18 protein-coding genes are annotated in these 22131 nt (G+C 42.1%); 10 read left to right on the plus strand and 8 right to left on the minus strand.

The annotated features are described in order from the left end of the window. The first annotated feature begins 239 nt into the window (after positions 1–239). Positions 240–1274: a WD40 repeat domain-containing protein gene (locus tag AC5JMF_RS17690; protein WP_495797028.1), complete on the plus strand. Its 1035-nt coding sequence runs from the start codon at positions 240–242 to the stop codon at positions 1272–1274. Positions 1275–1426: 152 nt separating this feature from the next. Further along, on the plus strand, positions 1427–1699 hold the full coding sequence (locus AC5JMF_RS17695; RefSeq protein WP_495797029.1) for a hypothetical protein: 273 nt from the start codon (positions 1427–1429) through the stop codon (positions 1697–1699). Positions 1700–1798: 99 nt separating this feature from the next. On the opposite strand, the gene ribBA is transcribed toward AC5JMF_RS17695, so the two are convergent. Next, positions 1799–3493 (minus strand): bifunctional 3,4-dihydroxy-2-butanone-4-phosphate synthase/GTP cyclohydrolase II, encoded by a 1695-nt coding sequence (gene ribBA, locus AC5JMF_RS17700; RefSeq protein WP_495797030.1) that lies wholly within the window; start codon positions 3491–3493, stop codon positions 1799–1801. A gap of 270 nt (positions 3494–3763) precedes the next feature. Here ribBA and argC point away from each other — a divergent pair, with 270 nt between their 5' ends. Then, positions 3764–4822: an N-acetyl-gamma-glutamyl-phosphate reductase gene (argC, locus tag AC5JMF_RS17705; RefSeq protein WP_495797031.1), complete on the plus strand. Its 1059-nt coding sequence runs from the start codon at positions 3764–3766 to the stop codon at positions 4820–4822. A gap of 407 nt (positions 4823–5229) precedes the next feature. Here the strand turns inward: argC and eno are convergent, their stop codons facing one another. Continuing rightward, positions 5230–6519 carry a phosphopyruvate hydratase gene (gene eno, locus AC5JMF_RS17710; protein WP_495797032.1) on the minus strand — a complete coding sequence of 430 codons (1290 nt, stop codon included), beginning with the start codon at positions 6517–6519 and terminating at the stop codon, positions 5230–5232. A 467-nt stretch (positions 6520–6986) separates the two neighbouring features. Between eno and AC5JMF_RS17715 the strand changes: the two genes are divergently transcribed. The 4 genes from AC5JMF_RS17715 (at position 6987) to AC5JMF_RS17730 (ending at position 11265) form a co-directional block, all read left to right on the plus strand. Further along, positions 6987–8636 (plus strand): hypothetical protein, encoded by a 1650-nt coding sequence (locus AC5JMF_RS17715; protein ID WP_495797033.1) that lies wholly within the window; start codon positions 6987–6989, stop codon positions 8634–8636. A 148-nt stretch (positions 8637–8784) separates the two neighbouring features. Then, positions 8785–9621 (plus strand): bifunctional hydroxymethylpyrimidine kinase/phosphomethylpyrimidine kinase, encoded by an 837-nt coding sequence (gene thiD, locus AC5JMF_RS17720; RefSeq protein WP_495797034.1) that lies wholly within the window; start codon positions 8785–8787, stop codon positions 9619–9621. A gap of 217 nt (positions 9622–9838) precedes the next feature. Next, entirely contained in the window at positions 9839–10438 is a 600-nt protein-coding gene (locus tag AC5JMF_RS17725) for a hypothetical protein (protein ID WP_495797035.1), read from the plus strand. Between the two features lie 143 nt (positions 10439–10581). Further along, complete coding sequence (locus AC5JMF_RS17730; RefSeq protein WP_495797036.1) at positions 10582–11265, plus strand: Uma2 family endonuclease; 684 nt, start codon at positions 10582–10584, stop codon at positions 11263–11265. On the opposite strand, the gene AC5JMF_RS17735 is transcribed toward AC5JMF_RS17730, so the two are convergent. The 3 genes from AC5JMF_RS17735 to AC5JMF_RS17745 all read right to left on the minus strand — a co-directional run bounded on the left by AC5JMF_RS17735 (position 11262) and on the right by AC5JMF_RS17745 (position 12849). Beyond that, the gene (locus tag AC5JMF_RS17735) at positions 11262–11870 is read right to left on the minus strand and encodes a hypothetical protein (protein WP_495797037.1); all 609 of its coding nucleotides are present in this window, start codon (positions 11868–11870) and stop codon (positions 11262–11264) included. The two genes, AC5JMF_RS17730 and AC5JMF_RS17735, sit on opposite strands and share 4 nt — an antisense overlap. A 240-nt stretch (positions 11871–12110) precedes the next feature. Beyond that, positions 12111–12674 carry a hypothetical protein gene (locus tag AC5JMF_RS17740; protein WP_495797038.1) on the minus strand — a complete coding sequence of 188 codons (564 nt, stop codon included), beginning with the start codon at positions 12672–12674 and terminating at the stop codon, positions 12111–12113. Between the two features lie 19 nt (positions 12675–12693). Beyond that, the gene (locus AC5JMF_RS17745; RefSeq protein ID WP_495797039.1) at positions 12694–12849 is read right to left on the minus strand and encodes a hypothetical protein; all 156 of its coding nucleotides are present in this window, start codon (positions 12847–12849) and stop codon (positions 12694–12696) included. 630 nt (positions 12850–13479) lie between these two features. Here AC5JMF_RS17745 and AC5JMF_RS17750 point away from each other — a divergent pair. Further along, the gene (locus tag AC5JMF_RS17750) at positions 13480–13818 is read left to right on the plus strand and encodes a P-II family nitrogen regulator (RefSeq protein WP_495797040.1); all 339 of its coding nucleotides are present in this window, start codon (positions 13480–13482) and stop codon (positions 13816–13818) included. Between the two features lie 107 nt (positions 13819–13925). Here AC5JMF_RS17750 and AC5JMF_RS17755 read toward each other — a convergent pair whose 3' ends face one another. Beyond that, on the minus strand, positions 13926–15260 hold the full coding sequence (locus tag AC5JMF_RS17755) for a hybrid sensor histidine kinase/response regulator (RefSeq protein WP_495797041.1): 1335 nt from the start codon (positions 15258–15260) through the stop codon (positions 13926–13928). A 58-nt stretch (positions 15261–15318) separates the two neighbouring features. Beyond that, a complete protein-coding gene (locus AC5JMF_RS17760; protein WP_495797042.1) occupies positions 15319–18054 on the minus strand; it encodes an ATP-binding protein in 2736 nt (911 codons plus the stop codon). Between the two features lie 604 nt (positions 18055–18658). Between AC5JMF_RS17760 and AC5JMF_RS17765 the strand changes: the two genes are divergently transcribed. Then, a complete protein-coding gene (locus tag AC5JMF_RS17765) occupies positions 18659–19942 on the plus strand; it encodes a diguanylate cyclase domain-containing protein (protein WP_495797043.1) in 1284 nt (427 codons plus the stop codon). Positions 19943–19987: 45 nt separating this feature from the next. Beyond that, on the plus strand, positions 19988–20557 hold the full coding sequence (locus AC5JMF_RS17770; RefSeq protein WP_495797044.1) for a sugar O-acetyltransferase: 570 nt from the start codon (positions 19988–19990) through the stop codon (positions 20555–20557). A 202-nt stretch (positions 20558–20759) separates the two neighbouring features. Here the strand turns inward: AC5JMF_RS17770 and AC5JMF_RS17775 are convergent, their stop codons facing one another. Further along, positions 20760–21941, minus strand: coding sequence for a class I SAM-dependent methyltransferase (locus tag AC5JMF_RS17775; protein WP_495797045.1), 1182 nt, complete (start codon positions 21939–21941; stop codon positions 20760–20762). Between the last annotated feature and the right edge of the window lie 190 nt (positions 21942–22131).

Here is a 22131-nt window from a genome sequence, read left to right on the forward strand (position 1 = left end):
CTGGGGACTGGGGACTGGGGACTGGGGACTGGGGACTGGGGACGCGGGGACGCGGGGACGCGGGGACGCGGGGACGCGGAGAATAATTCATAACCAATTCCCAATTCTCCATACTTCGACTCCGCTCAGTACAAGTTCCCTACTCCCTACTCCCCACTTCCCACTCCCTACTCCCCACTCCCCACTCCCCACTCCCTACTCCCTACTCCCTACTCCCCATTCCCCACTCCTTATTTACTATGAACTTCACAACCAGCAAATCCAAGGAATTTGAAGAATACTATTCAGGGACACTTACAGATTATGTAACAGCGATCGCTTGGTCGCCACAAGGTAAAACTCTAGCAGCAACTTCCGCTGCTGGGGAGGTGGTGCTGTGGAATGATGGCAATTTAACAACTTTGCAGGCTGCTGGCGACAAATCAATAGATTGTCTGGCTTTTTCTCCAGATGGAAAATTTTTAGCTGTCGGTGGACAGGATGGACAGGTAAAAATTTGGCGAGAATATAAATTAATTGCTACTTTAAAAAATGCTCCGGCATGGGTAGACAGGCTAGCTTGGAATCACACCAGCAATCAGTTAGCCTTCAGTTTAGGGCGTAATGTGCAAGTTTGGAATGCAGATACTCACGAAGTTGTTGTCACACTCAATTTTGATAATTCGTCAGTGTTGGGTATTGATTGGCGCATTGATGGTCAGTATTTAGCGATTGGTGGTTATCAAGGAGTTAAGATTTGGTACAGTCAAAACTGGGATGAAGAACCATATATTTTAGATATGTCTACTGTCAGTGTAGCTATGGCTTGGTCGCCTGATGGCAAATACTTAGCTTCTGGCAATATGGATCGTAGCGTCACTGTTTTAGAATGGAACAACCCTGACCCTTGGGTAATGCGTGGTTTTCCTGGGAAAATTCGCCAATTGGCTTGGTCAGAAGCTACTACCAAAGTTGGTGCGCCTCTGCTCGCATCCTCAAGTGTAGAAGGTATTGTAGTGTGGGAAAAATCCGCAGATGAATCTTTGGGTTGGGAAGCACGAGTATTAACTAATCATGTAGATGTTATTTGTGCGATCGCTTTTGCACCCCAAAGCTTTCTTCTCGCTTCTGCTGCTGCTGATGGCTGGTTGTGTTTGTGGAACCAAGCCGAGGAAGTATCCCAACTAATCACTGGTGTTGCAGCTGGTTTTTCTAGCTTAGCTTGGCATCCTCAAGGCAAACTACTAGCCGCAGGCGGCGAGAAGGGCGAATTACTCGTTTGGTCAAAGGTGTAGTGGGGATGAGGGGGATGAGGGGGATGAGGGAGAAGTAACCAACATCAATTCCCAATTCCCAATTCCCCACAACATTGGGAGCAATTATTGCAGTTGAACGTCGATAATTTATTAGTTATGCTGTATCAGCAAAGGTCTCTTTGTGTAAATTTATGAACATAGCAAAACTGATTTTATTTGCCTGTCCGGTATTTATAGCATCTATGGTACTGGTCGCTAATCCAGCTAATGCATCCAGTATGCAATCTCCATCTACTACACAAGTTGTTGTGGTAGCATTTGCACAACCAACTCATGAATTGGCAGCACCAACATTAAATCAAACATCTAACCCAATTCTTGATCAACTTGGTTGCAATTGTGCAAATTGCATTCAAACTAAATTTCAGATGTTACAGGGTAAGCTGCCATCAGCTGGTTTTTGATCAGGTTAGCACTTATAGAAACTTTAAAGGCGTAGCAATGCTACGCCCTATTCCCTATTCCCTATTCCCTATTCCCTATTCCCTATTCCCTATTCCCTTTCATTTGTTAAAGCTGTATATCTTCTGCGTCTCCAAACGATCGCAAATCGATGAAGGCAGTGTATCAGCTGAAAACATCTGTCGGTCTAGTTGGATTTGCAAGTTGCTCAAAGGGTCGCTACCTGAAGAAATTAGAAATTCTAGGTTTTGGATGTAAGGCAAAGCTACTAAGTTATCCAAAATTTGGCTGATGGCTTGGAGATAAGGATGACCATCCTGTTTATACCAATCACAAGCGGCAACTTTTGGCTGATCGAAACCTAAATGTACCGTCAATGATGGCTTATCAAACACAGCGATCGCTAATGGTCGCGCTTCTTCCTGTAATAATAAATCGTAGCTTCTCGCTAAATGCCGCAATTTCTCTAAGCGTTCATAGCGTTTTGTAACTAATTGTGGATCATCTTGCCAATGAATTGCTACTGTTACCAGATATGTTTGCAAAAGCATGTGACCAAGCTTTTTGGCTTTTGTCGCTAGATAATGGGAATTGTAGTCGTTAGACTCAATCAATAGGGGAACGCGATCGACTACTTCTAATCCATAACCTTTGACGCCCGCAATTTTACGCGGATTATTAGTAATCAAGCGAATCTTGCTCACGCCCAAGTCCATCAGCATTTGCGCCCCCATGCCATAGTTCCGCAAGTCAGCAGGGAACCCTAAACGCTCATTCGCTTCTACCGTATCCAGCCCCATATCTTGTAAAGAGTAGGCTTTCAACTTGTTAATCAAGCCAATACCGCGTCCTTCTTGCCGCAAGTAAACTACAACACCTTTGCCTGCACTCTCAATCATTTTCAGTGCTGCTTGCAGTTGCATCCGGCAATCACAACGCAGAGAACCTAAAGCGTCACCAGTTAGGCATTCAGAGTGCATCCTTACCATCACAGGCTCATCTTTGAAGGTTGCTGGATCGCCCTTGACAATGGCAACATGTTCTGTATTATCCAATGTATGGCGGTATCCGTAGATTTCAAACTGACCAAATTGGCTGGGTAACTTGGTAACGGTTTCACGGATAATGAGGTGATCGTGCTGGAGGCGGTAACTGATTAAGTCCGCAATACTAATAATTTTGAGTTGATGGTGTCTGGCATATTCCATTAACTGCTGTAATCGCGCCATTGAGCCATCAGAGTTTTGAATTTCACAAATAACTCCGGCTGGATATAGACCAGCTAGTCGGGCTAAATCAACACCAGCTTCTGTGTGTCCGGCTCTTTTTAACACCCCTCCTTCCTTAGCCCGAATAGGAAAGATGTGACCAGGACGGCGTAAATCGCTAGGCTTAGTGTTAGGGTTAATAGCAACTTGGATAGTTTTTGCGCGGTCTTCGGCAGAAATACCTGTTGTGACACCCAGACGATAACCAGCATCAATGCTAATGGTAAATGCTGTTTGATTATCGTAAGCGGTGTTGTGACTTTCTGCTACCACATTACTCACCATCAATGGTAGATCTAATTCATCTAGGCGATCGCCTGTCATAGCCAGACAAATCAATCCTCTGGCTTCCACTGCCATAAAATTAATCATGTCAGGGGTGGCAAATTGGGCAGCACAAATTAAATCACCTTCGTTTTCTCTATTTTCATCATCTACCACCACAACAACGCGGCCGGCTTTCAGGTCTGCTAAAGCGGCATCAATCGAATCAAATTTAAAAGCTTGGGTAGTCTTAGGCTGTGACACAGAAAAATTTCCAGCTACCAACGTAAATTTTTTTAACAATTTCTTCTTCTAGATTGTAGCTCCTTTATCCAGCACAGAAGTAGACTAGCAATGATTTGATAACATGGCAAAACTTATGCCGCTAAAATTTTTGTTGACAAACGCGCCGTGCGATTCAAATCCCCTGTTCCCTTTTAATCCAAACAACATAAATTATGCGCTGTACGCCCAGTCGCTGATATGTTGATGGCTAAGAACGAGTTAACCAAATGCTGAGAAGGATTTCATATCATGGGCAAATTTAGACGCGTACCCGTTGGGATTGTTGGCGCGTCAGGTTACGGTGGAGTACAGTTAGTTCGCCTACTGATGGATCATCCAGGAGTCGAACTAGTTTATTTAGGTGATGAGACTAGTGCCGGAAAAACCTTTGCAGACCTCTACCCACATCTGGCTCATGCATTAAACTTGCCAATAGAGGCGGTAGAGCCAGAAATCATTGCTCACCGTTGTGAAGTAGTATTTCTCTGTTTACCAAATGGTCTAGCGTGCCAAATTGCGCCTAAGCTGCTGGAAAAAGGCTGCAAGGTACTGGATTTGAGTGCAGACTATCGATTTAGTGACTTAGCAACTTATACAGCTTGGTATGGGAAAGAGAGATTTGATCGCTCAACTGCTAACACAGCAATATATGGATTACCAGAACTTTACCGCGATCGCATTGCCGAAGCTCAGCTGATTGGTTGTCCTGGTTGCTATCCTACCGCCAGTCTCCTAGCACTTTCGCCGCTGATGAAGCAAGGCTTAATTGTACCAGAAACAGCCATTATCGATGCTAAATCTGGCACTTCTGGTAGTGGACGACAAGCCAAAGTTAACTTATTGCTAGCAGAAGCAGATAATTCATTATCAGCGTACAGTGTCGCTCGTCACCGTGATACCCCAGAAATCGAGCAGATTTGTAGTGAATTAGCCGGTCACGAAGTCACAATTCAATTTACACCCCACCTCATCCCCATGGTGCGCGGGATTTTAGCAACCGTATACGCCACACTACGCGACCCTGGTTTAGTTCGGGATGATTTAGTCACTATTTATACCGCTTTTTATCGCAATTCCCCTTGGATTAAAGTCTGTGAAAGTGGAATATACCCTCAAACCAAATGGGCGAGTGGTAGCAATCTTTGCTACATCGGCGTAGAAGTTGACCCGCGTACAGGGCGAGTGATTACCATGTCAGTGATCGACAATCTGATCAAAGGCCAGGCGGGTCAAGCAATTCAGTGTTTAAACATTATGATGGACTGGGATGAAACCTTGGGTTTACCCAGGTTGGGGTTCTATCCGTGATTGGGTACTGGGTACTGGGGATTGGGTACTGGGGATTGGGTACTGGGTACTGGGTACTGGGGAATTCGTAATTCTTGATGAGGACGCGGAGACGTTTGGACGCGGTGAGACAGCGAGTAAAGGAGGGTTTCCCTCCGCAGGCGACTGCGTTAGCGCAGCGTTAGCGAGCTTGCGAGCGTCACCCGAAGGGTGACGCGGAGAGTCCCCATAACTCAAGCTAGGGGATTCAAGCAAGGAAAACATTTTTTGCCTCCACGACTCGCATTCGGGGGCTTTTGACCAGTGCTTCGACCTTGAGAAGGGTCACGCTCCGCGTCTTCTTGGTAAATTATTTCTTGCTTCCCCAGCTTTCCCTACTTACCCTGCTTTTTTACTCTCTCATCTCCCTCACCTCTAGCCCCTTGCCCCTACTTCGGCCCCAAGCCTACTGCACCAGCATAAATGGCGCGATGGCCTAGTTCATCTTCGATGCGTAGCAAGCGATTGTATTTGGCTACCCGTTCACTCCGACAGAGGGAACCTGTTTTGATTTGACCGGCACGGGTAGCAACAGATAAGTCGGCAATGGTTGTGTCTTCGGTTTCGCCAGAACGGTGGCTAATTACTGAACGAAAACCGTTGCGAGTTGCCAAGTCAATTGTTTCTAGGGTTTCGGTAAGCGAACCAATTTGATTAAGTTTAATTAAGATGGCGTTACCTGCTTTTTCTTGGATGCCTTTTTGCAAGCGAGTGACGTTAGTCACAAACAAGTCATCACCCACTAACTGTACTCGTGAGCCTAGTTTTTGGGTGAGCAATTGCCAACTTTGCCAGTCTTCTTCGTGCAACCCATCCTCAATTGACACAATAGGATATTGGTCAACTAATTGAGCTAGATAATCAATAAACTCTGTGGGAGCGTGAGGCTTACCATCATAGACATACTGCCCATTTTTGTAAAACTCACTGGCTGCCACGTCCAATGCCAACGCTACTTGTTCCCCTGGCTTGTAACCAGCCTTCTCGATGGCAGCAACCAGCAATTCTAAAGCTACCTGATTTGACTCTAGGTTAGGGGCAAAACCACCTTCATCGCCGACACCAGTCAGCAAACCTTTCTCATCCAAGACTTTGCTGAGAGTGGCAAACACCTCCGCACCCCAGCGTAATGCTTCTTTGAAAGATGATGCCCCAATCGGGACAATCATAAACTCTTGAAAATCGACGTTATTTGCTGCGTGTGCCCCACCATTAATCACATTCATCAATGGCACTGGTAATAAATTCGCTAAGGGGCCACCCAAATATCGATACAGAGGAATTCCCAAGGATTCAGCCCCGGCTTTGGCTGCGGCTAAAGAAATTGCCAAAATGGCATTAGCGCCCAAATTCGCTTTGTTACTAGAACCATCTAAGGTAATCATCGTCCGGTCTAGCAGTTCTTGGTTGAGGGCGTCTAAACTGAGTAACTTGGGTGCCAGCACTTCCTTGACATTTTGCACTGCTTGCAGAACGCCTTTACCACCATAACGGCTTTGATCGCCATCGCGTAATTCGTGTGCCTCAAAAGTGCCAGTAGAAGCCCCACTAGGAACCTGTGCCAGTCCCACAGCACCGTTGACTAAATGGACTTCTGCTTCCACAGTTGGTCTGCCACGGGAGTCGAGAATTTCGCGAGCTGCGATCGCTTCAATGGCAGTATCTAAAAAGTTAGTCATCTGTGCTTTCTCCTTTGTATCCTGATACAAATACTTTCTTCTTGCCAACCTTACACAATCAGTAGCTTTGCCCAATCGCTAGCATAGGGGTTTAAAGGACTTTGTTGGCTGAGGTTAAAGAAGATTTCCAATATTTAGTTCTGAGGGAACAAGGAACAGGGGGGAAACTTTTTACTCAGCACGGGCTAAACGCCCCGCTATCGCGCTTCAGCACTCCAATTAAATAATTCGTAATTCGTAATTCGTAATGACGCGACGCTCGATGACTCACTAACGCTACGCTATCGCTACCGCTGACGCTCGAGGACTCGCTAACGCTAACGTAATTAAGTTTTGTAATGGGGATTTAGCGCCAACGCAAAACTTGCCGGTTATAGAACTGGGGGACTTAAACCCACGGAACTTGTTAAGGGGGAAACCCTGTCAGCTTTACCTACTATCCAGAATTAATAAGAGCTTAATTAATTATGAAACTACTTATTCCAATTGTCGGTATTGTTTTATTAGCTAATGCTTGTGCTTCTAGTGCTAATAACTTTTCGCAGGTGAGTAATGGTGTTAACTCGAAAACAGAAAACTGTCCGAATTCTACAGTTGTTTCCTTACCTGTGCCAAATAAAAACGAAAGCTTTTATGATCGGTTTAACTATCATATTCGCAATATTGTGGCCAACGCTGATACCATTAAGTTTCAAACCCTCAAGCAAGATTTTGTTTTTTGTCGGGGTAACAATACTTGGACTGTGCAACCAGGAACTTTGCCTCAAGAGTTACAGCCACCGAGTAATTATGCTGAATTATCCCAAGAAATAGTAAATCCCAAGTTTAAAAATCTTGATTTTCAGGGTCAAACTTATCAGTATCGAGTGATTTTAGAACCGCGATTTTCTCTTGGACAAAACAATAATTTATCAAGGCCAAATATCTCAGACCCAGCTAAGGATAAGATTGTTTTGGAGTTGATTGCCCCCAATAGCAAAAAACCTCAACAACAAACTTTATATACTCTCAAAGATTTACAAAACGCAGCAGTAAAAGAGGGGTATACAGCCATAGGAAGCCAGTTGGGTTTGCCTCGTGTTACCGCAGTGGTGATTTATGGCGATCGCATTTGGTGGTCTGTTGCTTTTGAGCAAGGTGAAGGTAACAACGGGATTGCGACTATTGTCAGTTATGAACCACAGACTAATAAATTTACCTTAATTAAACCCCAAGAACTTGGGTTTACACAAATTACCGATTTAGCCATCACAGGAGATGCCAAAAATCCCACTTTTTGGATGGGTACTCATGTAAGTGGCGAAGGAAATCCTTACATTCCTGCTAAAGGATTAGTTGCTTACCGTCCCAGTCCACAAAACCCCAATTCCGGTACTTTAAGCGCCTATACAGTCCACAATAGCCCTATAGTGGGGGCAATTCCTGACAAGCTTTTGTTAGAGAAAGAAAATCTTTGGGTAAGTACTGCCAATGGTGTTTGTCAAGTAAAATGGCAAGCCGTTGATAATCCTCAGAGTTGGTCTTGTTGGCGATTTACCGCAATGTCTAAACTACCATCAACAGAACTTCCACTTTATAGTGCGTTAACTAATAAAACTCCAGCTGTATTTTTATCTGCTAACAATAGTGAGAAAATAGTAGAGGTATTGTGGTGGAGTCCTGTAAATTTCCAGACTCTTAAGGGACGCTATGAGGTGAGATATCCTCAAGGCTTTACAGTTGCATTAGATGAGGGTGCAAGTCTTTATGAGTTTAAGCGTTCTCTCTCACCAGGACAATTACCTGTAAATTGGCCTGGTTTCCAGTGGCATTGGAATGGACAAAGTTTCATGCGAGCATTAGATGAGGTTTCTTTAAATGCATTTGGTGGTGGCCCACGAGGTCTTGGTTCTGGTGAACTTTCAGCAAACGTTCCCACCAATTGGAATGCGATGCGGGGTGATTTAGAGTTACTTCAACTGACCCCAAAATCTACTAGCATCAAATATTACTCTGGCTGGGTTGATGAAGCCAAGCTTCAACCTTACTTAACAGTTGTGCCACAAGAGCAACCAAAAAATCCACAACCAAATCCTTTGAACGCTATCATCAAGCAACTTGAAAATTCAAAAAAATAGGGAGTAGGGAGTGGGGAGTAGGGAGTAGGGAAGAAATATTTTTATAGTCCCTTGCAAAAGTCCCTCTTTGCGTTCTTTTCGCTGCGCCTCTGCGTGAGCTTTTCACAGTATTATTCAACAACATTAAAGTATTTATGCAAGAAGTCTAATGTCTAGAGTACCTGTTGCTTTAACTATTGCTGGTTCAGACAGTGGGGGTGGTGCGGGAGTTCAAGCAGATTTACGTACCTTTGCATTTCATTGTGTCCACGGTACTAGCGCCATAACCTGCATCACAGCCCAAAATACTTTGGGGGTGGTGCGGGTTGATGCGATGTCAACTCAAGCAGTTGTAGCGCAAATTCGGGCGGTGGTTGAAGATATCGGCGTGCAAGCAGCGAAAACAGGGATGTTGCTTAACCAGGAAATTATCTCTACTGTTGCCCAGCAGATAGAAGCTTTGCAAATCGATCATCTAGTAGTTGACCCGGTGATGGTGTCACGCACGGGGGCACAATTAATAGATGATGACGCTGTTAAGACTCTCCGCCATGCCTTGATTCCCAAAGCAGCTATTGTCACACCCAACCGTTACGAAGCTCAGATTTTGAGCGGTTTAGAAATTGATTCCTTGGATGATATGAGGGCTGCTGCTGAAATTATCCACCAAACTTTAAAAGTGAAAGCCGTTTTAGTCAAAGGTGGAGGAATGCAGGGGAATTTGCGTGGTATTGATATTTGGTTCGATGGGCAAAAGCTGGAGACTTTAACAACCAAACAAGTAGAAACAAAAAATACTCATGGTACTGGTTGTACCTTATCAGCTGCGATCGCTGCTAACCTAGCAATGGGAAAAGACTTGTGGACAGCAGTACAACAAGCAAAAGCATATGTCACCGTCGCACTCGCTTATTCTCTAGATATTGGTAAAGGACAAGGCCCTGTAGGACATTTTTTTCCATTGTTACAAGAGAATAGGGAATGGGGAATTAAGAAGACACGGTGAGGTGGGGAAGGGGGGAATGGATGTTAACACTTTCATCTAAATTCTCATTGACAACTGCCCATTGAACACTGACAATTGACCAGGCCCAAAAATGTAAATAAAAAATCTTTGCTCTCTCAGCATTTTTCAATTATTCTTGGGCATAGTTTCAGGACTAACTATCTCTGTTAGCATCTCTGTACGATCTAATTACTTTAATTTTTAATACTAAGCCCCGATGCGAGCAAGCACAGGTTCTGTTCATAGGAATTCACCTAATACTCAAGCCTACTCTCCCTCTGTACCAATTTCTGTATACCGAGAATTGGCAGCAGAGTTACAGGCAACACAAACAAGATTGAATGCACTCACCGCCCAAAATCAGCAATTAGTGCAAGAAAATCAACTACTCCGTCAAGAAATTACTAAAGTTGTGCAGTCTTTTATACACCTACAAGATTTTGTAGATTACAAGACAACGCCTAGCAATCACCAAGCCTCTCATACTGCTGCCGGGGTCAAAAGTGTCGCCAAGCAGCCAGTAACGCCAGCGCGCCCACGCCAGCAGGCTTCTCGTCCACGTCCACCTGTAGCACCCAAAGCACCCTCTAAAAATAACCGCCGTCAAGACTTTTCCGTACCTGTAATGGAAATGTATCCGATGTCGGAACCAATGTTTATAGAAGAACAAGAAGTAAGATATTATCCCACCACCGAGTCAGGCTCAAGAGAACTCAGCGGCTGGGGGTTAATTATTACTATCTTATTAATTATGCTGACTGCTTTTGGTGCTGGGTATTTAGTTGTACGCCCTCTGTTTGAACATCAAAATCGTTAATTAATACTTCCACAGTTAGTATAAAACTCTCAATTGATTGAGTCATTCTTTTTTAAGTAAGCGATGTCTACAATAGGCTAAAGCTACGCCAACTGCAACACTGCTAAAATAAATTCATAATTAATTGATGCCGTATCCATTCTATGACCATAGTTCAAGAATTAGATGCTCAAGAAGGCATCCCTGATGATGTAATATTTCCCCCTGGTGATTTATATAGTGACGAGCCTCCCTTGGAAAGCGAACTGCATCTAGAGCAAATCATGCTCTTACTCAAATGTTTAAAATGGCTGTGGAGAGACAGAAATGATTTTTATGCAGCGGGAAATCTGACTATTTACTATAATCCAAACCAACTTAAATCAGAATATTTTCGAGGCCCAGACTTTTTTGTAGTCTTAGGATGTGAACGCAAAACCCGTAAAAGTTGGGTTGTTTGGGAAGAAGATGGTAAATACCCTAATTTAATTCTAGAAATACTTTCTGATTCAACAGCAAAGACAGACAAAGGTTTAAAAAAAGAAATTTATCAAGATACTTTCCGCACCCTTGATTATTTTTGGTTCGACCCATACACATTAGAATTTGCGGGATTTCATTTAGTAGATGGAGAATATCAACCTCTGCAACCAAATGAACAAGGACAGTTGTGGAGTCAACAGTTAGGGTTATATTTGGGAATTTATGAGGGTTTATTACGGTTTTTTACACTAGATGGACAACTAGTACCAACACCTGAAGAAACAGCACAACAAGAAGCTGAAAAAGTAGAACGTTTGGCAGCAAAATTACGAGAGTTAAATATCGACCCAGATACAATTATCTAACTCAAACTTATACCAAAGAGAGCAGAAAGCACCAAATTCAAGTCGCTAGGAATAGCGTATGTGTTGATATCTTTGTGAACTATTTTTTCTTGGTGCTGAAAGATGCCAAATTTCCAAGTATCCCCGGTTGTTACAGTACCATAAAGCTTTGGAACTGTTGAATCAGTCCATTGATCAAGAGCAATCAACTCTACCGCCAATTGGGTAAAACCTCTTGCTAAATCGGCATTTTTCGCTTTAATTACTAATAAATTTTGTGCAGTAGGAATGAAATAATCAAAACTGCCTTTGAGCCAATTGCTTATTCGCACAGGATATTCAATTTTGAGTGGTACTTGAATAAATTTACAAATAGTTTTGAGAATTGGAAAAATTAGTGCTTCACGTCTAGCCATCTCAGAAACAGGATCTACCAATGTGAGATTTTCTTGCAGTTCTATTCTCAGTGGTTGTGGATCGATTGGCAACTGCTGTGGAAGTTGCAGTGAACTATTTTTGAGAGTAACACCAAATTCAGCTAGGATATCGGCGCTATCGTAGGCTAATTCGGCATACTTGCTGAAGGTATAGCTTTCAGATGGATCGAGAATCTTGGCTTTGCTCATGATGATAGCGATCGCTAACGCCAACTAATAAATGGTGTTAACAATAATTATACTTCTTTGTGAGTCTAAGAATACCAGTAGGTTTTTCAGGAGTCGCAATATCAGAGGAAATAAAAAGCGATTTTCCTATCAAATAAAAAGAGCGATCGCTGATTTATCTTGTCACAAAAGACAATTTTTATGATAGGCTAAATTTATGGTCATGAATAAACCGAGTCATTTTATTATACTAAACACTAGCTATCTTGTTGTTACCTGTTCTCGAAGGCTTTTCATAATCTCATCAATTTGATTGCCAAAAAGTTTATTTACTTTATCAGATTGTTGCCCAATTAAGTTTGAAGTAAAAATAATACTACCCGGAACAAGTATAATGCCAGACAATAGAGTAAGAATTATAACACTTACTAGATTCGTTGGCAGATTCCATGTTGTAGAAATTTGCTGGATTTCATTAGTCAAAGCAATTTGTTGGATTTTTTCTAACTGAAAAAATTTTGTATAGAAAAAGGATAATATCAAACCTAAAATTGTTGCATATCCTAAAACAGCTTGGCTTTTCTTACCCCATAACAAACGCTTCCAAGCTAACCGTTTCCAGGCTGCCCTTTGAAAATGATAAAAGTCTCTAGTTGCATGGTTTAAAAAAGCAACATATAGGCTATCTTTAATTTGTAAATTTCTCGCAATCAGAAGGGTAAGAAAATGCCCTGATCTAGCTATTCTCTCTTCAGTATTGGGAAAGTTAATACATTGCTCACTACCATCTTGAAACTGCATCCATAGTGCTTGGTCTACTGACACTGAACTACCAACACTTGTACTATCTCCATCCTTTTTGCAGCTCCCGATCATCAATACAGCCTTTGTGGTTGTTTGTAGAGATAGCGATCGCACTTTTACCAATTGAGCAGATTAAAAAAGGTACTGCAATCGCAATCAACAAGACAAATTTCTGCTGGTATCTTACGCATTGCATTTACTACCTCATTAGGATCGCCAACATAAAAAATGAGCCAACTGTTTGCTATCAAGTTTCAATACTGTTGGTTCTACATTCAGCTAAAATACTGTATATCACTTATGCTGTGATGTAATATAAAACACTTAATAAAATAATACTTTGTTACAAATTAGTTAGCATCAAACGTCAAAATTACAGGAATATGACGACTAAGGCATCAAGTAAAAATAAGTAGTGCGAGCATCTTGCTCGCGCGGGCAAGATGCCCGCACTACAAATATTAAATTGTTCAACTTATTTTTACACGACTCCTAAGATGACTACACACAACCCATACCGCAATCATCAGTGGCTATTTCTATTCGAGATGCAACCATACTCAAGAAAAATTGTTTTGCCCAACTTATCAAGAAGACGCGGGGACGCGGGGACGCAAGTCCCAGGGGTTTAAGACCCCCACTGAATCTTCGATTCAGTGGCTTGAATTCAGACGGGGATTGAAACCCCGCCTGAATTCTTTCTCCGCGTCTCGCCTTCTCCGCGTCCCCGCGTCCTTGAACATCCTCTGCTGACTTCATAGAGGGATGGGCACTCTCGTGGCTTAGGATAGATAAACAAAGCTATTACAAGTCAGGAGTCTAGAAAATGAAAAAAGTAGAAGCAATTATTCGCCCATTTAAGTTGGATGAGGTGAAAATTGCCTTGGTTAACGCTGGTATCGTTGGCATGACTGTTTCTGAGGTTCGGGGTTTTGGACGCCAAAAAGGTCAAACTGAGCGTTATCGTGGTTCTGAGTATACCGTTGAGTTTTTGCAAAAACTTAAAGTAGAAATCGTAGTTGAAGACAGTCAGGTTGATATGGTAGTAGATAAAATTATCGCTGCTGCCCGTACTGGCGAAATTGGCGATGGTAAAATTTTTATCTCCACTGTAGAACAAGTTGTGCGGATTCGTACTGGAGAAAAGAACACAGAAGCAGTTTAAGTTGTTTTTCACGGCTAATAGGGACGGGTTGATGAATCTGATCACTTATTTAACTGGGAATATTTGTGAACCCGCCCCTACTTTATACTCTTGTTTTTCTCTGTTCCCTATTCTTTTTCATTTTTTGTCCGGTTTGGAATTGTGATCACAAACTCTGTGCCCTCTTCGGGAGTGGAGTTAACTTGAATACTGCCGTTGTGTTTTTCGATAACGATTTGATGAGCGATTGTCAACCCTAATCCTGTTCCTTTTCCTACACCTTTTGTCGTAAATAAATAATTAAATATTTTCTGCTTTATAAGTTCCGACATGCCGATACCATTATCTTGAATCCGAATAATTATATGAGAAACTAAAGCAGATTCTTTTTCATGCTCAATTTGTGCTTCTGTGGAAATTTTAATCCAATTTGGCTTAATTAAAATATCTTCAAAACTGCGCTTTTGGTTCGATTGTTCTATGGCATCGATCGCATTTGCCAATAAATTCATAAAAACCTGATTTAATTGTCCAGGGTAGCATTCAATCTCAGGTATCTTACTATAGTTTTTAATTACTTGAATTGCAGGCCGTGAATCGTTAGCTTTCAGACGATGTTTAAGAATTAAGAGGGTACTGTCGATACCCTCGTGAATATTACAACAAATGGGGCGATCGCTATCTGTGCGAGAGAATGTGCGTAAACTGGTGCTGATGTTACAAATTCGATTGGTACTTTCTTGTAAAGATTGTACTAGCTTGGGCAAATCTTCGCGGAGATAATCTAAGTCAACGGCATGGAATTTTTCTTGAATGGCGGTGATTGGCTGTGGATAATACTGTTGGTAAAGATCAATAATTTCGAGCAGGTCTTTGATGTATTCTTCGACATAGCTAATATTGCCATTAATGCAACCAACTGGATTATTAATTTCGTGGGCAACGCCTGCAACTAACTGTCCCAAAGCAGACATTTTTTCACTTTGAACAAGTTGAATTTGGGAAGTTTGCAAATCTTTTAAAGCTTGGGATAGTTGTGCAGTCCGTTCTGCAACTTGCTGTTCTAGGTTTTTTGTCAGACTCCGCAGGTGTAAATGGGTTTTCACCCTTACTAAAATTTCTTTCTCTTGAAAGGGTTTGGTGATGTAGTCTACAGCACCGAGTTCAAATCCTTTCACCTTGCTATCAATATCTGCAAGTGCTGTCATAAAGATAATCGGAATATGATGAGTTTTAGGATTTGCTTTAAGGCGTTGGCATGTCTCAAATCCATCAATTCCTGGCATCATAATATCCAATAAAATCAAGTTTGGTTCATTATATTGCATATGGTTTAAGGCACGTTCTCCACTCAGGACGCTAGCAACTTCAAATCCCGCATCCATTAATGTTTCTGAAACGACCTCTATGTTTGCTGGTGTGTCATCAACAATAAGAATGTATCCAGTTGTAGATGTATGCATGGTGTATTTATAGGAAAAGGTCAAATAACAACCAACAGAAAAATATTTCACAAATCATTTAAGACTGCTGTAGATATTGCTGAATCAATTTTTCAATCTGCTCTGACTGGAATTGTTTAGCCAAGTACAAAACTTGTTGAATAAAAGGGGTGTATCTAGCATCTGCTTGACTAATTTTGTGTGCCTCTTCTGTGAGTTTTTTCAAGCGATCCTGTTGGGCTAAAACAAGTAATTGTTTTAAGTCTTCGACAGGTGGCAAGATAATTTCAGTGTCGTTATTTGTAGCTAAATGGTTGGTATTGCCAGTGCTTTGTGTCTCGGTGAACTCATAATTCCAAGTCAGTTGCAAGTGCTTCTCTAGCAGGCTAAATAGTTCATCTGTTTGAACAGGCTTAGGTAAAAAATCATCTCCACCTGCATCAATGCTCATTTGGCGGTCAATTTCTGCAACGGAGGCAGAAGAGACAATGACTTGGAGGTGCTTTAATTCTTCTGAGGTTCTCAACTGCTTCAGCATCTCAAAACCGTCCATCACTGGCATTGCCAAGTCAGTAATAATCAAGTCAGGTTGTTGCTGTCTAGCTTTATCTAATCCCTCTTGACCATTTTCTGCTTGTGTGAGTTGAAAACCCAAGGGTTCCAGCAAGTTCACAAGTACAGAACGGTTTTCCCAGCGGTCATCAATGAGCAAGATGTGGCGTTGTTGCCCTTGATAACTGATGATTTGTCCCGCTGCATTAGCAGAATTTTGGCGTATCCAATCAGTTGCGATCGCTAATTCTACCTCAAAGAAGAAATTACTACCAACATCAAGCTGGCTGTTAACTTGAATCTCTCCACCCATGAGTTGAACAATTTTTTGACTAATCGCCAAACCTAATCCTGTGCCTTCAGACTGGCGTCGGCAATCGCCCACTTGTTCAAATGCCTGAAAAATTTTCTCAACTTGCTCTGGAGCAATACCAACTCCAGTATCATGAACACAGAAGCGAAGTTGAGAATTTGGTAATTCTTGAGTTATGACTTCGACTTTAAATATCACACCACCTTGATCTGTGAATTTAATCGCATTCCCAAGTAGATTAATCAACACCTGACGCAGACGCTTTTCATCGACTTGAACGCCTTCGGGTAAATTTGGGTCGGGTTGATAAGTAAATTCGATGCCTTTTTGGTCAGCACGGATACGGCAGATTTCAACTACGCCTTGGAGAAATGAAGGAAAGTGGAGTGCTTTAGGTGTTAACTCAAGCTTGCGGGCTTCAATTTTGGACAAGTCCAAAACATCGTTGATTAGAGTGAGCAAATGAGAGCCACATTGATGAATAATATTAACACCGTGACGCTCTTTATCAAGTAATGCTTTAGAGCGGCTGAGGATTTGAGCATAGCCAAGAATTCCGTTGAGAGGCGTTCGTAGTTCATGGCTCATGTTGGCGAGAAATTCGCTCTTAGCTTGATTGGCACCATCGGCTACTTCTTTGGCTGCTTTCAGTTCTAGAGTACGCTCTTCCACACGAGTTTCTAGTTCTGTAAAAGACTCTCGCAATTGCTTCGCCATGCGGTTAAATGACTCTGCTAATACTCCAAGTTCTTGAAATGGTGATGCTTCCACCTGTTGGTTTAGCTGATTGTCCGCAATGGCTTCTGATGCTCGACTAAGTCGTAAAATCGGGCGAGTAATCCATCGAGAAGTGTAGATACCGATAATGGTAGCTAGAGCTAATGCTACTAAACATAAGAAAATTGTGATCCGTGTATTAGCATTAATTTGTCCCATGAAGTCAGACTCTGGAACAACGACAACGACCAACCAATCTAAACCCCACTCGTCATTCCAGGGCGTTACTTTAATGATCTGTCGTTTACCACTAAGTACAAACTCTAATGAATAATTTTTCTTAATGTGCTGAAGATTACTAAACTTTTCGTTTAAATATCTTGTGGTTGCTCGAATCAGAGGGTCTTGACTGTTGTCTGCTTGAAGTCGTTCGGCTTTACCATTATTGAGTGTGAATGGCTGCTCTTTGCTAGAGCTAGCAATCATTAGTCCATTACGTTCCACAATAAAAGTTTTTCCAGATGGGCTTACTTTTAATCGCCGCAAAAAATCACTAATCTGCGTTAGCCGTTGGTCAACCCCAATGACACCAATAAGGTTATTCTTTTGATAAACTGGACGGTTTGCAGAAACAGACAGGGTATATGGCGGAGACTGCCATTGATAAAGCGTCCAAGTTGGTTTACCTGCCCGTGCAGGTTCCTGATACCAACCTTCTGACTTGGCAATGTATGGCCCATTATCAATAGCTAGTGTGGTACGATTTCCTTGCTTATCTGTATTGTAGATGTACCAATGCTGATTTCCATTGCGTCTTTGAGAAACCTCATCAACAGTGACACGACCATCTTCAAAGAAACGTCCAGACCCTGCAAACTCACCTGTTGTCAATGCAAAGCCAATATAGCCAATATTATATAGTTGCAATTGCCGCCAGTAGAACTGTCCTAATTGCTCTAAATCTTTAGGGCTAAGCAATCCCAAATCGATCGCGTCCCCGTTGATCTGAGCGAGATAACGAGCTGTGCTGAGTTGAGTGTTAAGATGCTGATCGATGCGATCGCTCACCTCTGTTTGCAGGCGAGAAGCAAGCTGATTGATCGCCTTCTGTCCATTGCGAAAGGATAGATAGCCAACTAATCCCACAGCTGCAAATATTTGCAGTACAAATGGGACAATTAAAACCATCCTTAAAGGCAAAGATCTACTGGGTTTCAGGCTAGGCTGAATCATTGCCGATGAAGTCTGTGACTCAAGAGTTTTTCAATATTAGAGTACCCATAAGCCACACTTGACTATCAATAATCATTACCCTTTTTTTTAACTGCTTGAATTTTCATATCAAGTCCGGCTAATCGCTGATCATTAAAATCTCTTTGCGTCTTTTGATTTTTTATTTTCAACATATCAAACTACTTCTAATAATTTAAATCTCAATTTTGTTTGCTCAACATAACTTGATATTAACTGCACAGCTTGATGAGGTTAAATTCATCAAAAAAATAGCCTACAGTAGGCGAATAACATCCTATTTGATAATTAGCTCAGTATTTTCGTTAAGTTAAGAAGTTAGTCTAAATTAATACTAACCCCGGCGAATATAATTCGCGACTATATAGACAAAACCCACCTCCGTGGGTTTCAAGAACTCGATTTTCCGTGTTTTCCACGGAGGTGGACTAAGCTTTGTGTAGTAGCGAATTATATTCGCCCAAAACTTTTCAAACATCCTCTAAACAGACAGGTACTTGGAGATTGCTTATTATATAAATATCGACATTCAGATTAAGTTACACTGACAACAAGATCTGAATCTTAGCAAACAGGTTATATCAACATGTTCGCCCGCAAAATCCTAGTTGTTGAGGATGAAAAATTACAAGCCTCCAATATTAGAAATAGTTTACAAAAATTAGGATATTTTGTACCAGAAATCATTGATTCGGGTGAAGAAGCGATAAAAAAAGTAGCAGAAACTAATCCAAATCTAGTATTAATTGACATCTGCTTAGCTGGCAACATCGATGGTATGCAAGCAGCAGATATTATCCAGAATCATTTCCAGATTCCCGTACTGTATTTAACAGATTATTCAGAATATACAAATTTATCTAAACAGCAACTAAGCGAGCCTTTTAGCTACATTATCAAACCATGTATAGAGAAAGACTTACATATTGCGATTGAAATGGCTTTATATAAACACCAAATTGAAAAGAGATTACAGCAACAAGAACAGAGATTAGCGGCAATTATCGATAGCATGGGTTGTGCCGTAGTAGTGACACATGCCGATGGTTGTATTCACATGATTAACCCAGTAGCAGAAACCCTCACTGGCTGGAAGCAAGATGAAGCTTTTGGAAAAGATTTCATAGAAGTTGTCAGTTTAGTTGACAAAGAGACATCAGAAGCGATCGCAAACGTAGCCACACATGCCATCGAATCAGGTGAGATTTTCAATTTACCAGAAAACTGTACGTTAGTGACCAAAGATGGTGTGGAAATACCGATTGGAGACAATGTTGCACCTATTCGCGATCGTAATGGTAATATTACTGGTGCAGTTTTGGTTTTTCAAGATATCAGCCAACGTAAGCACAAAGAGGCGCAACTGCTTCGCAATGCATTCTATGATGGATTGACAGCCTTACCAAATCGCATTTTATTCATAGATAGATTGAGACAAGCAATTGAGCGTAGTAAACGCAGAACCGATTATAACTTTGCAGTTTTGTTTTTAGATTTAGATGGTTTTAAAGGGATTAACGATCGCTTTGGGCACACAATAGGGGATGATTGTTTGGTAGAGATTGCCCGACGCTTAGAGTCTTGCTTACGTAGCGGCGATACTGTAGCACGATTTGGTGGCGACGAATTTACCATCCTTTTAGAGGACATTAAAGACGTTACCGATGCTACTAACGTTGCTAAACGCATTCAAGAAACTATTGGACTACAACTTAATCTCAATGAGCATCAGCTATTTATTACAGCTAGCATTGGCATTGCTTTGAATCATAGCTATCATGAAGAGCCAGCAACTCTCCTACGAGATGCTGATATTGCCATGTACCGAGCTAAGCAGCAGGGAAAAGCTTCGTATGCTGTCTTTGATTAATTAGGGAATGGGGAATTGGGAACTTGTACTGAGCGGAGTCGAAGTATGGGGAATGGGGAAAAAACAGAGAAGCAAAAAATGCTTGCGAGTGAATTATATCTTGCAGAAGATCCTGAGTTAGCTGCCGAAAGCAAGCAAGCTAGTCGGCTCTTACGACTCTATAATTCTACAACTGAAGAACAGCAAGAGCGGCGACAACAAATCTTACAAGAATTATTAGGAAAAGTCGGACAGAAAATTACAATTGTGCCACCATTCCATTGTGATTATGGCAGTAATATTTATGCTGGCAACGGACTATTTATGAACTATGGCTGTGTAATTTTAGATTGCAATACAGTTCACATTGGTGACAATGTCTTATGCGCTCCTTACGTACAGATTTATACAGCTTATCACCCCGTAGAACCAGAAATCCGTTTAACTGGTAGAGAACTAGCTGCCCCGATTATGATTGGTAATAATGTCTGGATTGGTGGTGGTGCAATTATTTGTCCTGGGGTGACAATTGGTGACTGTACAACCATCGGTGCTGGCAGTGTAGTTGTGAAAGATATACCTGCAAATGTCGTTGCTGCTGGCAATCCTTGCCGTATTATAAAGATGTTAGGCTGAAAACCCTTGAGGAACAGGCGCACAGCGCAGTATTCCGGACTTCAGGCAAGGGATGAAAGCCGAAGACGGCGTTTACGCCTTTGTGATGTTTTCGTCCAGACGTACTGGTTATTGACCGCACAAACTTAAAAAATGAGGAGCTATGGGAAAAATACTCGACTGTACAGCAACCGCAATCAATCCCTTTAGTAATAGCCATAATTTAAGCTGGCGTTAACAAAATTAACTGCTGCTGGAGGAGTGTTCTCACCCCATCTAACTCTAGTTGCACACTTGTTAAAATTTCTGCCACTGTTGAGTTACCATCACAGTTTTGCAGAAACTCAAACTCTGCTTCTGATAAATTCACTATTTGGTAGTCGTGATTAAATATAGCTCGACTGGGAAACCCGTCAATGCAAGGACTGAGTTCTACAGTTGCTGCCAATAAGGTGCTATCGTTTGACCAGTCGGCTTTAGTGAGGGGAGGACGACCGAGGAAGAATTCGTAATGGGTAACTTCTGGGTCTAGTAATTCTATCAAACGGTAGCGCTGGCGATCGCTTAATTCTTGCGATCGTTCTATTAATTCTGGTGCTTTGCCTAAAAGCCTGTCTAACTGCCAGAAACCAGGGTTTGAGAAACCGATAAACTCTAAACCTGCTGCATCAATCAATTCAAACAGCGTGTCAATGTTGTAGTCAATCTCCTGCGGATGCACGTACATATCAGCAAAGCACTCATCTCGCTGGTTTTCCCATGACCAACGTTGTTTTTCGTATTTGACAATTCGGTTATTTTCTGGTAAGGAAGAGAATATCTGGCGTCCGACTTGCACACCATCGCGGTAATCGCCTCGTTTGTCACCTTGGAGAATGGCGATCGCTTTTTGCATTAGTTGAATTTCCCAGCGGCCTAACTCCCCATACACAAAAATGTGCATGAAGCCGCCTGGGGCTAACTTTTTCGCTAAGGCTTGAATTCCGCGAATTGGATCGCTTAAGTGATGCAAAACGCCAACGCAATTAATTAAATCAAACTCACCCGGTAACTCTTCCACATCATACAAGCTCAGGTGATGAAACTCAACACGGTTTGCTCCAGAACGCTGACAGCGCTCTTTTGCCACTGCTAAAGCACCTGTGCTAAGGTCAATTCCGACAACAGCAGCTTTGGGGTTGAGGTGAACCAGATACTCTGTACCAACTCCTGTACCACAACCAGCGTCTAAAATGCGGATATCTTGCCTTTGGGGTTTATAACCCGTGCAAAAACTATGGGCAGTTAGCCAATTCCAGCGCCAATTATAACCTGGGGGTGGTTCATCTAGTAGGGGTTCTGGCGGAAAGGGGTAGGTGTTGTAGAGTTTGGCAACGGCAGCACTTACAGCTTGGGAGTCTGACATGGTGAGGGTGTAAAGTAGGCGATCGCAATCTCATACCTTACATCATTTTGACCTCTATAGTATCGCCATTCTTATATAGTCCAATCTTCTAAAAGCAATTTAGGCACTTTCACAAAATCTCTCCTGTTACGTGTGAGTGACGTACCCGACGCTGACTCTTCGAGTACAGCGCGGGCTTCTCAATGACTCT

The sequence above is a fragment of the Desmonostoc vinosum genome (assembly GCF_059505385.1).

Excerpts from the sequence above, each read along its gene's own strand:
- AC5JMF_RS17765 (WP_495797043.1), top strand. The coding sequence starts at position 18,659 with ATGTTCGCCCGCAAAATCCTAGTTGTTGAGGATGAAAAATTACAAGCC.
- AC5JMF_RS17735 (WP_495797037.1), bottom strand. The coding sequence starts at position 11,870 with ATGAGCAAAGCCAAGATTCTCGATCCATCTGAAAGCTATACCTTCAGC.
- AC5JMF_RS17760 (WP_495797042.1), bottom strand. The coding sequence starts at position 18,054 with ATGATTCAGCCTAGCCTGAAACCCAGTAGATCTTTGCCTTTAAGGATG.
- AC5JMF_RS17725 (WP_495797035.1), top strand. The coding sequence starts at position 9,839 with ATGCGAGCAAGCACAGGTTCTGTTCATAGGAATTCACCTAATACTCAA.
- AC5JMF_RS17775 (WP_495797045.1), bottom strand. The coding sequence starts at position 21,941 with ATGTCAGACTCCCAAGCTGTAAGTGCTGCCGTTGCCAAACTCTACAAC.
- AC5JMF_RS17715 (WP_495797033.1), top strand. The coding sequence starts at position 6,987 with ATGAAACTACTTATTCCAATTGTCGGTATTGTTTTATTAGCTAATGCT.
- AC5JMF_RS17730 (WP_495797036.1), top strand. The coding sequence starts at position 10,582 with ATGACCATAGTTCAAGAATTAGATGCTCAAGAAGGCATCCCTGATGAT.
- AC5JMF_RS17755 (WP_495797041.1), bottom strand. The coding sequence starts at position 15,260 with ATGCATACATCTACAACTGGATACATTCTTATTGTTGATGACACACCA.
- AC5JMF_RS17695 (WP_495797029.1), top strand. The coding sequence starts at position 1,427 with ATGAACATAGCAAAACTGATTTTATTTGCCTGTCCGGTATTTATAGCA.
- AC5JMF_RS17750 (WP_495797040.1), top strand. The coding sequence starts at position 13,480 with ATGAAAAAAGTAGAAGCAATTATTCGCCCATTTAAGTTGGATGAGGTG.
- eno (WP_495797032.1), bottom strand. The coding sequence starts at position 6,519 with ATGACTAACTTTTTAGATACTGCCATTGAAGCGATCGCAGCTCGCGAA.
- thiD (WP_495797034.1), top strand. The coding sequence starts at position 8,785 with ATGTCTAGAGTACCTGTTGCTTTAACTATTGCTGGTTCAGACAGTGGG.
- AC5JMF_RS17690 (WP_495797028.1), top strand. The coding sequence starts at position 240 with ATGAACTTCACAACCAGCAAATCCAAGGAATTTGAAGAATACTATTCA.
- argC (WP_495797031.1), top strand. The coding sequence starts at position 3,764 with ATGGGCAAATTTAGACGCGTACCCGTTGGGATTGTTGGCGCGTCAGGT.
- AC5JMF_RS17745 (WP_495797039.1), bottom strand. The coding sequence starts at position 12,849 with ATGCAATGCGTAAGATACCAGCAGAAATTTGTCTTGTTGATTGCGATT.
- AC5JMF_RS17770 (WP_495797044.1), top strand. The coding sequence starts at position 19,988 with ATGGGGAATGGGGAAAAAACAGAGAAGCAAAAAATGCTTGCGAGTGAA.